The organism is Pseudomonas sp. SWRI68, from assembly GCF_014269165.1.
Classification (GTDB): Bacteria; Pseudomonadota; Gammaproteobacteria; order Pseudomonadales; family Pseudomonadaceae; genus Aquipseudomonas; species Aquipseudomonas capeferrum.
In genome coordinates, this window is record NZ_JABWRU010000003.1 from 139,555 (window position 1) to 152,660 (window position 13,106).

The 13,106-nt window shown below is 60.5% G+C and carries 15 protein-coding genes; 11 read left to right on the plus strand and 4 right to left on the minus strand.

The window, feature by feature from the left end; translation table 11 throughout:
• Positions 1 to 58 precede the first annotated feature (58 nt).
• Positions 59 to 1,264 carry a methionine gamma-lyase gene (locus HU770_RS06805; protein ID WP_033702855.1) on the plus strand — a complete coding sequence of 402 codons (1,206 nt, stop codon included), beginning with the start codon at positions 59 to 61 and terminating at the stop codon, positions 1,262 to 1,264.
• A 288-nt stretch (positions 1,265 to 1,552) separates the two neighbouring features.
• On the opposite strand, the gene HU770_RS06810 is transcribed toward HU770_RS06805, so the two are convergent.
• Positions 1,553 to 1,990 carry a DUF1043 family protein gene (locus HU770_RS06810; RefSeq protein ID WP_027593992.1) on the minus strand — a complete coding sequence of 146 codons (438 nt, stop codon included), beginning with the start codon at positions 1,988 to 1,990 and terminating at the stop codon, positions 1,553 to 1,555.
• Between the two features lie 135 nt (positions 1,991 to 2,125).
• Between HU770_RS06810 and HU770_RS06815 the strand changes: the two genes are divergently transcribed.
• The 3 genes from HU770_RS06815 (at position 2,126) to zapE (ending at position 5,355) form a co-directional block, all read left to right on the plus strand.
• Positions 2,126 to 2,761: an alpha/beta fold hydrolase gene (locus HU770_RS06815; protein WP_186663365.1), complete on the plus strand. Its 636-nt coding sequence runs from the start codon at positions 2,126 to 2,128 to the stop codon at positions 2,759 to 2,761.
• Between the two features lie 25 nt (positions 2,762 to 2,786).
• Positions 2,787 to 4,136, plus strand: a complete 1,350-nt coding sequence (locus tag HU770_RS06820) for a tryptophan--tRNA ligase (protein WP_186663367.1) — start codon at positions 2,787 to 2,789, stop codon at positions 4,134 to 4,136.
• A gap of 124 nt (positions 4,137 to 4,260) precedes the next feature.
• Positions 4,261 to 5,355: a cell division protein ZapE gene (gene zapE, locus HU770_RS06825; RefSeq protein WP_033702852.1), complete on the plus strand. Its 1,095-nt coding sequence runs from the start codon at positions 4,261 to 4,263 to the stop codon at positions 5,353 to 5,355.
• Positions 5,356 to 5,468: 113 nt separating this feature from the next.
• On the opposite strand, the gene HU770_RS06830 is transcribed toward zapE, so the two are convergent.
• A complete protein-coding gene (locus HU770_RS06830) occupies positions 5,469 to 6,389 on the minus strand; it encodes a GlxA family transcriptional regulator (RefSeq protein WP_077068765.1) in 921 nt (306 codons plus the stop codon).
• Positions 6,390 to 6,624: 235 nt separating this feature from the next.
• The gene (locus HU770_RS06835) at positions 6,625 to 7,665 is read right to left on the minus strand and encodes an NADP(H)-dependent aldo-keto reductase (protein ID WP_186661751.1); all 1,041 of its coding nucleotides are present in this window, start codon (positions 7,663 to 7,665) and stop codon (positions 6,625 to 6,627) included.
• Positions 7,666 to 7,922: 257 nt separating this feature from the next.
• Here HU770_RS06835 and rplM point away from each other — a divergent pair, with 257 nt between their 5' ends.
• The 7 genes from rplM to HU770_RS06870 all read left to right on the plus strand — a co-directional run bounded on the left by rplM (position 7,923) and on the right by HU770_RS06870 (position 12,787).
• On the plus strand, positions 7,923 to 8,351 hold the full coding sequence (rplM, locus tag HU770_RS06840) for a 50S ribosomal protein L13 (RefSeq protein ID WP_008097538.1): 429 nt from the start codon (positions 7,923 to 7,925) through the stop codon (positions 8,349 to 8,351).
• A gap of 14 nt (positions 8,352 to 8,365) precedes the next feature.
• Positions 8,366 to 8,758: a 30S ribosomal protein S9 gene (gene rpsI, locus HU770_RS06845; RefSeq protein WP_033702850.1), complete on the plus strand. Its 393-nt coding sequence runs from the start codon at positions 8,366 to 8,368 to the stop codon at positions 8,756 to 8,758.
• A gap of 262 nt (positions 8,759 to 9,020) precedes the next feature.
• Positions 9,021 to 9,614: a ubiquinol-cytochrome c reductase iron-sulfur subunit gene (gene petA / locus HU770_RS06850; protein ID WP_027593998.1), complete on the plus strand. Its 594-nt coding sequence runs from the start codon at positions 9,021 to 9,023 to the stop codon at positions 9,612 to 9,614.
• Positions 9,614 to 10,825, plus strand: coding sequence for a cytochrome bc complex cytochrome b subunit (locus HU770_RS06855; protein WP_033702849.1), 1,212 nt, complete (start codon positions 9,614 to 9,616; stop codon positions 10,823 to 10,825). Before petA ends, HU770_RS06855 begins: the two co-directional genes overlap by 1 nt.
• A complete protein-coding gene (locus HU770_RS06860; RefSeq protein ID WP_186663369.1) occupies positions 10,825 to 11,604 on the plus strand; it encodes a cytochrome c1 in 780 nt (259 codons plus the stop codon). The genes HU770_RS06855 and HU770_RS06860 overlap by 1 nt, the downstream gene beginning before the upstream one ends.
• A gap of 117 nt (positions 11,605 to 11,721) precedes the next feature.
• The gene (locus HU770_RS06865) at positions 11,722 to 12,345 is read left to right on the plus strand and encodes a glutathione S-transferase N-terminal domain-containing protein (protein WP_047582668.1); all 624 of its coding nucleotides are present in this window, start codon (positions 11,722 to 11,724) and stop codon (positions 12,343 to 12,345) included.
• Positions 12,346 to 12,355: 10 nt separating this feature from the next.
• Positions 12,356 to 12,787, plus strand: a complete 432-nt coding sequence (locus tag HU770_RS06870; protein ID WP_033702846.1) for a ClpXP protease specificity-enhancing factor — start codon at positions 12,356 to 12,358, stop codon at positions 12,785 to 12,787.
• Positions 12,788 to 12,838: 51 nt separating this feature from the next.
• Here the strand turns inward: HU770_RS06870 and HU770_RS06875 are convergent, their stop codons facing one another.
• Positions 12,839 to 13,057 (minus strand): YgdI/YgdR family lipoprotein, encoded by a 219-nt coding sequence (locus HU770_RS06875; RefSeq protein ID WP_047582670.1) that lies wholly within the window; start codon positions 13,055 to 13,057, stop codon positions 12,839 to 12,841.
• Positions 13,058 to 13,106 lie beyond the last annotated feature (49 nt).

A 13,106-nucleotide genomic window follows, 5' to 3' on the forward strand; every position in this document is an offset into this window, starting at 1 on the left:
GAAAAATTCAGGCAGCTCGGTGGCATAAGCTTATAACAAACCACAAGAGGCTGTTGCCATGCGCGACTCCCATAACAACACCGGTTTTTCCACGCGGGCCATCCACCATGGCTATGACCCGCAGTCACACGGTGGCGCATTGGTGCCGCCGGTGTACCAGACCGCCACCTATGCCTTCCCCACCGTCGAATACGGCGCTGCCTGCTTTGCCGGGGAAGAGGCGGGGCACTTCTACAGCCGCATCTCCAACCCGACGCTGGCTTTGCTGGAACAGCGCATGGCATCACTGGAGGGGGGCGAGGCGGGGCTGGCGTTGGCGTCGGGCATGGGGGCCATCACTTCGACGATATGGACCCTGCTACGGCCGGGCGATGAGCTGATCGTCGGGCGTACGCTGTATGGCTGTACGTTCGCCTTCCTGCACCATGGCATCGGCGAGTTCGGGGTGAAGATCCATCACGTCGACCTCAACGATATCAAGGCACTCAAGGCGGCAATTACCAGCAAAACACGGATGATCTACTTCGAAACCCCGGCCAACCCCAACATGCAACTGGTCGATATCGCAGCGGTGGCCGATGCTGCGCGCGGGCATGACTTGCATATCGTGGTCGACAACACTTACTGCACCCCTTATTTGCAGCGGCCGCTGGAAATGGGCGCCGACCTGGTGGTGCATTCGGCGACCAAGTACCTCAGCGGCCATGGGGATATCACGGCCGGCCTGGTGGTCGGGCGCAAGGCACTGATCGACCGGATACGCCTGGAAGGGCTGAAAGACATGACCGGTGCAGTGCTGTCGCCGCACGATGCGTCGCTGTTGATGCGCGGGATCAAGACCCTGGCCCTGCGCATGGACCGCCATTGCGCCAACGCCCAGCAAGTGGCGGAGTTTATCGCGAGCCAGCCGCAGGTCGAGCTTATTCACTACCCAGGGCTGCCATCGTTTGCCCAGCACGCGCTGGCCCAGCGCCAGATGCGCCTGCCGGGCGGCATGATTGCGTTCGAGCTCAAGGGCGGGATCGAAGCGGGGCGGCGGTTCATGAATGCCTTGCAGCTGTTCGCGCGGGCGGTGAGCCTGGGCGATGCCGAGTCGTTGGCACAGCACCCGGCGAGCATGACCCATTCCAGCTATACGCCGAAGGAGCGTGCGCACCATGGCATTTCGGAAGGGTTGGTGCGGTTGTCGGTAGGGTTGGAGGATATAGAAGACCTGATCGCTGATGTCGAGCAGGCGCTTCGTGTCTGTACCCAGGCGGCATGAGGGCGGCGGAAGCTGTGCCCTGTGCCTTGGTCTTCAGCTCAAGAGCATCCTCACTGCGTTGGTCATCTGGCCAGCGCATCTTTGAAGGAGTATCTCCATGAAGACAACAGTGAACTACAGGCTGGACATTCGCCGTGGCGGTGGTGACGACGATGAGGACGGTCAGCCGTGGCGCAAGCCTTGAGCTGAAATGAAAAAACCTGCCTCGGCAGGGTTTTTCGTCGTTGTTAGTCAAAGATTGGACGCAAGAAAAAGGCCTCTCGCGAGGCCTTGTTTCATTTCAGCGCATCAACGCTTGAGCCCGTAGCTCTCATCGAGCATGCCCGGCGAGTTCGGCGTTTTTGGCGCGTAGTCGCGTGGCACTTCGGCCGTGTCCTTCGGCGGGGTAAGCCGGTCACGAGGGCCCTGGGCCGCTTCGGAGTGCAGGGCGGCCAGCAGGCGTTGGCGGGTCACGTCGTCGAGGGCCAGGGTGTTGGCGCCATCGGCCAGGTGATCCTGGACATCCTGGTAGCTCTGGGTCAGTTTCTTGACCAGTACGGCGGTGCTGTTGAAGTGGGTGACCACTTCGTTCTGGTAGCTGTCGAAACGCTGCTGGATATCGTCCAGCTGACGTTGCGTGCTGCTAGGCGCGGCATTGGGCAGCAGGCGGGCCACGACGAAACCAACCACCACGCCGATGACCAGGGCCAGGGTCGGCAACAACCAAACAAGGAGCGAGAGTTCCACGAGTCCTTCCTCTATAAACGGCTTTGCTTTACGTTAACGGCTCAGACCTGCGCTGTATACCGCGATCGATCGCAAATCAGAACAGAATTCCTCACCTAGACGAATCGACCCTTCCCGAGGTCACGGAGTAGTGCCTTGCTTGTCCGCGAAACCCCTTTGTTCATCGACGGCCCTTGCGGCCAGTTGGAAGCCTTGTACCTGGATGTGGCCGACGCCCGCGGCGCGGTGCTGATCTGCCACCCCAACCCGGTCCAGGGCGGCACCATGCTCAACAAGGTGGTTTCGACCCTGCAACGCACGGCGCGTGACGCCGGTTACGTGACCCTGCGCTTCAACTACCGTGGCGTGGGTCAGAGTGCCGGCAGCCACGACATGGGCGCTGGCGAGGTGGCCGACGCCGAGGCCGCCGCAGCTTGGCTGCAGGCCAAGCACCCAGGGCTGCCCGTGGTGCTGATGGGCTTCTCGTTCGGTGGCTTTGTCGCCACCAGCCTGGCAGGGCGCCTGGAAAGCGCAGGCGTTGTGCTGCAGCATTTGTTCATGATCGCCCCGGCGGTGATGCGCCTGACGAGTGAATTCCCGCTGCCGCAGCGCTGCCCGATCACGCTGGTACAGCCTGACAGCGACGAAGTCGTCGAGCCGCAGTTGGTTTACGAATGGTCTGACGCCCTGTCGCGCCCCCACGAGCTGCTGAAAGTGGCAGAATGCGGACACTTCTTCCATGGCAAGCTGACCGATCTGAAGGATCTGCTGCTGCCGCGCCTTTCGAATTGAGCCAAGCCTGAATAAGCGAACACCCATGACCACGCGCATCCTTACCGGTATCACCACCACCGGCACCCCGCATCTGGGCAATTACGCCGGCGCCATCCGCCCGGCGATCCGCGCCAGCCAGCAACCCGGTGCCGATTCGTTCTACTTCCTGGCCGACTACCACGCCCTCATCAAGTGCGACGACCCGCAGCGCATCCAGCGCTCGCGCCTGGAAATCGCCGCGACCTGGCTGGCCGGTGGCCTCGATCCGGACAAGGTGACCTTCTACCGCCAGTCCGATATCCCCGAAATCCCCGAGTTGACCTGGCTGCTGACCTGTGTCGCGGCCAAGGGCCTGCTCAACCGGGCGCATGCCTACAAGGCCTCGGTGGACAAGAACCTGGAAACCGGCGAAGACCCGGATGCCGGCGTGACCATGGGCCTGTACAGCTACCCGGTGCTGATGGCCGCCGACATCCTGATGTTCAACGCCCACAAGGTGCCGGTTGGCCGTGACCAGATCCAGCACGTGGAAATGGCGCGTGACATCGGCCAGCGCTTCAACCACCTGTTCGGCCAGGGCAAAGACTTCTTCGCCCTGCCTGAGGCGGTGATCGAGGAGAGCGTGGCGACCCTGCCGGGCCTGGATGGTCGCAAGATGTCCAAGAGCTACGACAACACCATCCCGTTGTTCACCAGCGCCAAGGACATGAAAGACGCCATCTCGCGCATCGTCACCGACTCGCGTGCACCTGGCGAAGCGAAAGACCCGGACAACGCCCACCTGTTCACCTTGTTCCAGGCGTTCTCGACGCCGGCACAATGCGCCGAGTTCCGCGAAGCGCTGCTGCAGGGCCTGGGTTGGGGTGAAGCCAAGCAGCGCCTGTTCCAGCTGCTGGACGGGCAACTGGCCGAGAAGCGTGATCACTACCACCAACTGATTTCGCGCCCCTCGGACCTGGAAGACATCCTCCTGGCCGGCGCCGCCAAGGCCCGCAAGACCGCCACGCCGTTCCTCGAGCAACTGCGCGAGGCCGTTGGCCTGCGCTCGTTCCGCAGCAGCGTGCAGGCCGGCAGCGAAGTCAAGAAAAAGGCAGCCAAGAGCGCGCGTTTCGTCAGCTTCCGCGATGAGGACGGCAGCTTCCGTTTCCGCCTGCTGGCCGCCGATGGCGAGCAACTGCTGCTGTCGCGCAGCTTCGCCGACGGCAAGAGTGCGGGCGCTGTGAGCAAGCAATTGCAGCAAGGCGGCGAGGCCGATGTGCGTGTCGAAGGCCTGAGCTTCAGCCTGTGGCTGAACGGCGAGCAGGTTGCCGACGGGCCGCAGTTCGCAAGCGCCGAAGCCCGTGATGCTGCCGTTCAAAGCCTGCACGAGGCGCTGGCGCCGCAGCAGGACTGAAGCATTCGACTGAAGGAGCGGTTGAGCGTGCGGCCTGAGAGACAATGGCTGTATGTATGATTGCCATCAAGCGGGTCTGTCGCTACAGTGACGGCCCGTTTTTTGTTGCCTCGCTAACGAAATCATGACGCCCCTAGAACGATATCAAGCAGATCTGAAACGTCCCGACTTCTTCCATGATGCGGCGCAGGAGACTGCGGTGCGTCACCTGCAGCGCCTCTACGACGACCTGGTCCAGGCGCAGAACAACAAGCCGGGCATGTTCGGCAAGTTGTTCGGCAAGAAGGAGCAGACGCCGGTCAAGGGCCTGTACTTCTGGGGCGGCGTGGGCCGTGGCAAGACCTACCTGGTCGACACCTTCTACGAGGCGCTGCCGTTCAAGCAGAAGATGCGCACGCACTTCCACCGCTTCATGAAGCGTGTGCACGAGGAGATGAAAACCCTCAAGGGCGAGAAGAACCCGCTGACCCTCATTGCCAAGCGCTTCAGCGACGAAGCCAGGGTGATCTGCTTCGACGAATTCTTCGTCTCCGACATTACCGATGCGATGATCCTCGGCACCCTGATGGAAGAGCTGTTCAAGAACGGCGTGTCCTTGGTGGCGACCTCCAACATCGTGCCGGACGGCCTGTACAAGGACGGCCTGCAGCGTGCGCGCTTCCTGCCGGCCATCGCCATGATCAAGCAGTACACCGACGTGGTGAACGTCGACAGCGGCGTCGACTACCGCCTGCGTCACCTGGAGCAGGCCGAACTGTTCCACTTCCCGCTCGATGACGCCGCGCACCAGAGCATGCGTGCAAGCTTCAAGGCGTTGACGCCGGAGTGCACCCAGGCCGTCGAGAACGACGTGCTGATGATCGAGAACCGCCCGATCAATGCCCTGCGCACCTGCGACGACGTCGCCTGGTTCGACTTCCGTGCCCTGTGCGACGGGCCGCGCAGCCAGAACGACTACATCGAGCTGGGCAAGATCTTCCATGCCGTTCTGCTGAGCAATGTCGAGCAGATGGGCGTTGCCACCGATGACATCGCCCGTCGGTTCATCAACATGGTCGACGAATTCTACGACCGTAACGTCAAGCTGATCATCTCGGCCGAGGTGGAGCTGAAGGACCTGTACACCGGTGGCCGGCTGAGCTTCGAGTTCCAGCGTACCTTGAGCCGGTTGCTGGAAATGCAGTCACACGAGTTCCTGTCGCGCGCGCATAAGCCCTAAAGGCAGCGGCAAGCTTCGGGGTTCAAGCGGCAAGAAAAAGCCAGGGCAAACCGCATGTTGCTCTGGCTTTTTCTTGCCGCTTGAAGCTTGTAGCTTGCCGCTCAGGAAGCCTTTCAGGCTTCCTGCATGAACTGCTGCCGGTACTGGTTCGGCGACAGTTCGGTATGCTGGCGGAACAAACGGGCAAAGAAGCTGGCATCGTCGTAGCCGACCTCGTAGCTGATGGTCTTGATGCTCTTGCGCGTGCTCGACAACAACCCCTTGGCCGTCTCGATGCGTAACCGTTGCAGGTAATGCAGCGGCTTGTCGCCCGTCGCACCCTGGAAGCGGCGCATGAAGTTGCGAATGCTCATGCCATGGTTGCGGGCAACGTCTTCGAAGCGGAACTTGTCGGCGAAGTGCTCTTCCAGCCAATGCTGGATCTGCAGGATGATCAGGTCCTGGTGCAGCTTCTGCCCACCAAAGCCCATGCGCCCCGGGGTGTAGTTGCGCTGCACTTCGTAGAGGATATCGCGGGCCACGGCACGGGCCACGTTGGCCCCGCAGAAGCGCTCGATCAGATAGATATACAGGTCGCAGGCCGAGGTGGCACCGCCGGCGCAGTAGATGTTGTCGGCATCTGTCAGGTGCTTGTCCTGGTTCAGCCGTATGTTCGGAAAGCGCTCGGCGAAGTTGGCGAAAAAGCGCCAGTAGGTTGTCGCTTCCTTGCCATCGAGCAGGCCGGACTCGGCCAACCAGAACACACCGCTGGCTTCGGCGCACAGCACGGCGCCGCGGGCATGTTGTTCGCGCAACCACGGCAGTACCTGTGGATAACGCTGCATGAGGTTGTCGAAATCGTCCCAGAACGCCGGGAGGATGATGATATCGGCATCGTTCAGGCCGCCGTCGACCGGCAGTTGGACATTGCTGAAGCTGTCCACGGGCTGGCCGTCCGGGCTCACCAGGCCAATTTCGAACATGGGCTGCAAGCCCAGGCCCAGCTGCTTGCTGTAACGCAGGCTGGCGAGGTGGAAGAAATCCTTGGCTTGCATCAAGGTCGAAGCGAACACCTTGTCAATGGCCAGGATGCTGACGCGCCGCAGTGAAGCGGTGGGTTGGGTAAACATCATTTGTCATTGTTCTTATAGGGTAGAGTGGTCAATCACCGGCTGAATCGTCTTATGTTTTTTGTCCAGCTGCAAGCTTCAAGCGACAAGCTCCAAGAAAAACAGGCCAGTACACACCCGCTCTGTCTTGCAGCTTGAAGCTCGCTGCTTGTCGCGTTGATCAAGGCGCCGGGTTGGGCTGGTCCTGATGAATCGCTTCGATCGCCGCCAGCAGTTCATCGCCCAGGTTCAGTTCCAGGCTCTTGAGGTTGCTCTGCAACTGCGCCAGGTCGGTCGCGCCGATGATATTGCTGGTCACGAAGGGTTGCCGTGTGACGAAGGCCAAGGCCATCTGCGCCGGGTCCAGGCCATGCGCCTGGGCCAGTTGCACATAGCGGCTGCAGGCCGCCACGGTCTGTGGGTTGGAGTAGCGGGCGAAGCGGCTGAACAAGGTCAGGCGGCCGTTCTCTGGCCTGGCCCCGTTCTCGTACTTGCCCGAGAGCATGCCGAATGCCAGCGGCGAGTAGGCCAGCAGCCCGCACTGCTCGCGGATCGCGATTTCCGCAAGGCCGACCTCGAAGCTGCGGTTGAGCAGGTTGTACGGGTTCTGGATCGACACCGCGCGCGGCCAGCCGCGGGTTTCTGCCAGGTGCAGAAACTTCATGGTGCCCCACGGCGTTTCGTTGGACAGCCCGATGTGGCGGATCTTGCCCGCGCGCACCTGCTCGTCGAGCACTTCGAGGGTTTCTTCCAGTGGGGTGAACAGGTCTGTGCTCAGGTGCTGGTAGCCCAGCTTGCCGAAGAAGTTGGTGCTGCGCTCGGGCCAGTGCAACTGGTACAGGTCGATGCGATCGGTCTGCAGGCGCTTGAGACTCTCGTCCAGTGCCGCAACGATGTGCTGGCGGTTGTGCTTGAGTTGGCCATCGCGGATGTGGCTGATGCCGTTGCCGGGCCCGGCGACCTTACTGGCCAGGATCCAGTCGTCGCGATCGCCATGCTGGCGGAACCAGTTGCCGATGATGCGCTCGGTGGCGGCGTAGGTCTCGGGGCGGGGCGGCACCGGGTACATCTCGGCGGTGTCGATGAAGTTGACCCCGGCGGCCTTGGCCATGGCGATCTGTTCAAAGGCCTGGTCCTGAACGTTCTGCTCACCCCAGGTCATGGTGCCCAGGCACAGGGCGCTGACGTTGAGATCGGTACGACCGAGCTGGCGGTATTCCATCGGGAAGTCTCTCCTTGGCAAAGAAGCCCATAAAAGCAGGTTGAAATTTTTCGCGCAATCTGGATAATTCGGACCCTCTCCGTGTGGAGGGAGTGATGCACCACCACGCAGGAAGAACCCCGTCGAACATGGGCGTGCCCGACCCGAGCCCCCAAAAGCGTCTGTGTTCGGCTGCGCGCTTGCCCTTGGCAAGCTGTGCACTATCCAGTAAGATTCGCCGTCTATTTTTCGCTGGGCGGCCTCTGAGGCTTTAGAGAATGAAAACTTTTACTGCTAAACCGGAAACAGTAAAGCGCGAGTGGTTCGTAGTCGACGCCGCTGGCCAGACCCTGGGTCGTCTGGCTACCGAAATCGCTAGCCGTCTGCGTGGCAAACACAAACCAGAATACACCCCTCACGTTGACACCGGCGACTACATCGTCGTCATCAACGCCGAGCAAATCCGTGTGACTGGCGCCAAGTCTTCCGACAAAATGTACTACTCCCACTCCGGCTTCCCAGGCGGTATCAAGGAAATCAACTTCGAGAAGTTGATCGCCAAGGCCCCTGAGCGTGTTATCGAAACCGCGGTCAAAGGCATGCTGCCGAAGAACCCGCTGGGTCGCGACATGTACCGTAAGCTGAAAGTGTACGCGGGTGCTGCTCACCCACACACTGCTCAGCAGCCTCAAGAACTGAAGATCTAACGGGATAGTTCATTATGTCGGCGACTCAAAATTACGGCACTGGCCGTCGCAAGACCGCAACCGCTCGCGTTTTCCTGCGTCCGGGTACTGGTAACATCTCCATCAACAACCGTTCTCTGGACGTGTTCTTCGGCCGCGAAACCGCTCGCATGGTTGTTCGCCAGCCGCTGGAACTGACCGAGACTGTTGAGAAGTTCGACATCTACGTCACCGTTGCTGGTGGTGGTGTCAGTGGTCAAGCCGGTGCGATCCGTCACGGTATCACCCGCGCTCTGATGCAATACGACGAAACCCTGCGTGCCGCTCTGCGTCGTGCTGGCTACGTCACCCGCGACGCTCGTGAAGTTGAGCGTAAGAAAGTGGGTCTGCGTAAAGCGCGTAAGCGTCCTCAGTACTCCAAGCGTTAATACCGCTTCGGCAGTCGAAAAAGCCCGGTTCCTTTGGAACCGGGCTTTTTTTATGTCTTGAACTAACCTGTCAGCATGTCCGTGACGGCTTACCGCATAGACGCAGATCAAGCAAAGCGAGGGTTGTAGCCCGTAAGCGGGTAATCACCTTGTCAGTGTGTGGATTTGTTTCTTACCATGGCGGCCAATTTTTAGTGCCACAGACATTACCTAAGTACAGGCCTGATTCAACAGGCCAAGCAAGCTGATGGGAGAGGACTGAATGAGTAATGACGGCGTCAACGCAGGCCGGCGCCGCTTCCTCGTAGCCGCGACCTCTGTGGTCGGGGCAGCGGGGGCAGTGGGGGCTGCGGTACCGTTCGTGGGGTCATGGTTTCCCAGTGCCAAGGCGAAAGCCGCAGGTGCACCGGTGAAGGTCAATATTGCCAAGGTCGAGGCCGGGCAGCAGATGGTGGCCGAGTGGCGTGGCCAGCCTGTGTTCATCGTACGGCGAACGGAAGAAATTCTCGGGAACCTCAAGAAAATCACCGCAGACCTGTCCGACCCCGAGTCGAAGGCCTCGGTGCAGCCGACCTACGTCGACCCGCAGGTTCGCTCGATCAAACCGGAAATACTCATTCTCGTCGGCCTGTGTACCCACCTGGGTTGCTCGCCGACGTTCCGTCCGGAAGTGGCGCCCGCCGACCTCGGTCCGAAATGGGTGGGTGGCTATTTCTGCCCTTGCCACGGTTCACACTACGACCTGGCTGGCCGTGTCTACAAGTCGCAGCCGGCGCCTCTCAACCTGCCAGTGCCCCCGCACTCTTATGAGTCGGACGACATCATTGTCATCGGCGTCGATCAGGAGAACGCATGATGAGCAAGTTCATGGACTGGATTGATGCGCGCTTCCCCGCCACCAAGATGTGGGAAGACCACCTGAGCAAGTATTACGCGCCCAAGAACTTCAACTTCCTGTATTTCTTCGGCTCCCTGGCGTTGCTGGTGCTGGTCAATCAGATCGTGACCGGTGTGTGGCTGACCATGAGCTTCACGCCCTCGGCGGAAGAGGCCTTCGCCTCGGTCGAGTACATCATGCGTGACGTCGAATATGGCTGGATCCTGCGCTACCTGCACTCCACCGGTGCTTCGGCGTTCTTCATCGTGGTCTACCTGCACATGTTCCGCGGCCTGCTCTATGGCTCCTATCAGAAGCCGCGTGAGCTGGTCTGGCTGTTCGGCATGCTGATCTACCTGGCGCTGATGGCAGAGGCCTTCATGGGTTATCTGCTGCCGTGGGGGCAGATGTCGTACTGGGGGGCCCAGGTGATCATCTCGCTGTTCGGCGCCATCCCGGTGATCGGCGATGACCTCACCCAGTGGATTCGCGGTGACTACCTGATCTCCGGCATCACCCTGAACCGCTTCTTCGCCCTGCATGTGGTTGCCCTGCCGATCGTCATCCTTGGCCTGGTGGTGCTGCACATCCTGGCCTTGCACGAAGTGGGTTCGAACAACCCCGATGGCGTCGACATCAAGAAGAAAAAGGACGAAAACGGTATTCCGCTGGACGGTATCCCGTTCCACCCGTACTACACCGTCAAGGACATTGTCGGCGTGGTGGTGTTCCTCTTCGTGTTCTGTGCCGTGGTGTTCTTCTTCCCGGAAATGGGCGGTTACTTCCTGGAAAAACCGAACTTCGAGCAGGCGAACGCGTTCAAGACGCCGGAGCACATCGCACCGGTGTGGTACTTCACGCCGTTCTACGCGATCTTGCGTGCGGTGCCTGACAAACTGATGGGCGTAATCGCCATGGGGGCCGCGATCGCCGTGTTGTTCGTGCTGCCTTGGCTCGACCGCAGCCCGGTGCGCTCCATGCGCTACAAGGGCTGGATCAGCAAGCTCTTCCTGCTGGTGTTCTGCGTGTCCTTCGTCATCCTCGGTGTGTTGGGCGTGCTGGCGCCGACGCCTGGCCGCACCTTGCTGTCGCAGGTGTGCACGGTGTTGTACTTCGCCTACTTCCTGCTGATGCCGTTCTACACAAGGCTCGAGAAGACCAAACCGGTTCCGGAAAGGGTGACTGGCTGATGAAAAAGTTGATTGCAGTATTTTTGCTGGCCGTTATGCCTGCCTTTTCCTTCGCCGCAGAACAAGGCCTGGAGCTGGACAAGGTCGACATCGACCTGACCGACAAGGCAGCCATGCAGGATGGCGCGCGTACCTTTGCCAACTATTGCATGGGTTGCCACAGTGCCAAGTTCCAGCGCTACGAGCGGGTGGCCGACGACCTGGGTATCCCGCACGAGCTGATGCTCGAGAATCTGGTCTTCACCGGTGCCAAGATCGGCGACCACATGCAGATCGGCATGCGCCCCAACGACGCCAAGACCTGGTTCGGCGCTGCGCCGCCCGACCTGACCCTGGTTGCCCGGGTGCGTGGCACAGACTGGCTGTACACTTACCTGCGCAGCTTCTATGAGGACCCGTCGCGCCCTTATGGGGTGAACAACAAGGTGTTCCCTAACGTTGGCATGCCCAACGTGCTGGTTGGCCTACAGGGCAACCAGGTGGTTGGCTGCAAGCAGGTACAGAGCGTAGTCGATGGCAAGAAGCAGTTTGACCCGCTGACGGGCAGCCCGCTGACCCATGAAGCGTGTGACCAGCTGACCATCACGCCGAATTCCGGTACCCTGACGACCGAGCAGTTCGACGAGAAGGTCAAGAACCTGGTGACCTTCCTGGCCTATTCGGCCAACCCGGTCAAACTGGAAAGCCAGCGCATCGGTACCTACGTGTTGCTGTACCTGGCTTTCTTCTTCGTATTCGCCTATTTGCTCAAGCGTGAATACTGGAAGGACGTGCACTGATCACGCAGTAATTTCTGGTAGTTGAACGCGCCCGGGGGGCTCTGGCAGGTTTGCCAGGGTGCCCCGGGCGCGTTTTCATTTTGAGTGTTACGAGCATCCCGTACGAGGAGGCGCTACATGGGCGCAACCAACAGGTTAGCCTGCTATTCCGACCCCACTGATCACTATTCTCATCGGGTACGCCTCGTGCTTGCCGAGAAAGGCATCAGTGTGCAGATCATCGACGTCGACCCTGGCCGCCTGCCGCCCAAGCTGGTCGAGGTTAACCCCTATGCGAGCGTGCCGACCCTGGTCGACCGCGACCTGGCGTTGTATGAGTCGACCGTGGTGATGGAGTACCTCGAAGAGCGTTATCCGCATCCGCCCTTGATGCCGGTGTACCCTGTGGCGCGTGGCAACAGCCGCCTGCTCATGCATCGCATCCAGCGTGACTGGTGTGCCCTGGCCGATACGGTGCTCGACGTGCGCAACAGCGATGCTGCCCGCGCCGAAGCGCGCAAGGCGTTGCGTGAGAGTCTGACGGGGGTCTCGCCGCTGTTCGGTGAGTTCGCCTGCTTCATGAGTGATGAGCAAAGCCTGGTCGACTGTTGTCTATTGCCCATACTCTGGCGTTTGCCGGTAATGGGTATCGAATTGCCGCGGCAAGCCAAGCCGCTGCTGGATTACATGGAGCGACAGTTCGCCCGCGAGCCTTTCCTGGCGAGCCTGTCCTCCGTTGAACGTGAAATGCGCAAGCTTTAAGGAGCTGTTGATGAACTCCAGTCGCCCCTATCTGGTTCGAGCACTGTATGAGTGGATCGTCGACAACGATTGCACGCCCCATATGCTGGTCAATGCCGAGTATCCGGCAGTCCAGGTGCCTCAAGGTTTTGCCAGTGATGGTCAGATTGTCCTGAATATCTCGCCCAGTGCCGTGCGCAGCCTGCACATGGATAACGAGGCAGTGAGCTTCGAAGGCCGCTTCGGTGGTGTTGCCCACACGCTGTACGTGCCGATTGGCGCGATCCTCGGTATCTACGCCCGTGAGAACGGCCAGGGCATGGTCTTCGAGTTGGAGCCGTCGCTGATGGAAGGCGAGGAGCTTGAAGACGACGATGTCGAGCCGGATGATGATGGCCCGCCAGAAGGCGGTGGCCAGCCGCCGCGCCCGACGGGGCGGCCAAGCCTGAAAGTGGTCAAGTAACAAAAAAGGCGATCCAACCGGATCGCCTTTTTATTTGCAGCGCGCCTGCGATTACAGGTCGCTGATGGTGCGTACCTGGTCTTTGTTGATGCGGGTGCGTTTGCCGTCGAGTTGCTGGAACTCGTAGAAACCGGAGTCCTTTTCGAACTTCGGAGCGTCGACAGCCTGCATTTCACGGCCGTCGTTGAGGGTGATCAGGCTTGGGGTGGAGCAGCCAGCCAGGGTGGCGAAGGTGCCAAACAGCAGGGCAGGCAGCAAAAGCTTTTTCATGCGGTGTTTCCTGGGTATCTGGAAGGATTGGAGCAACGTTGCTGCCTGT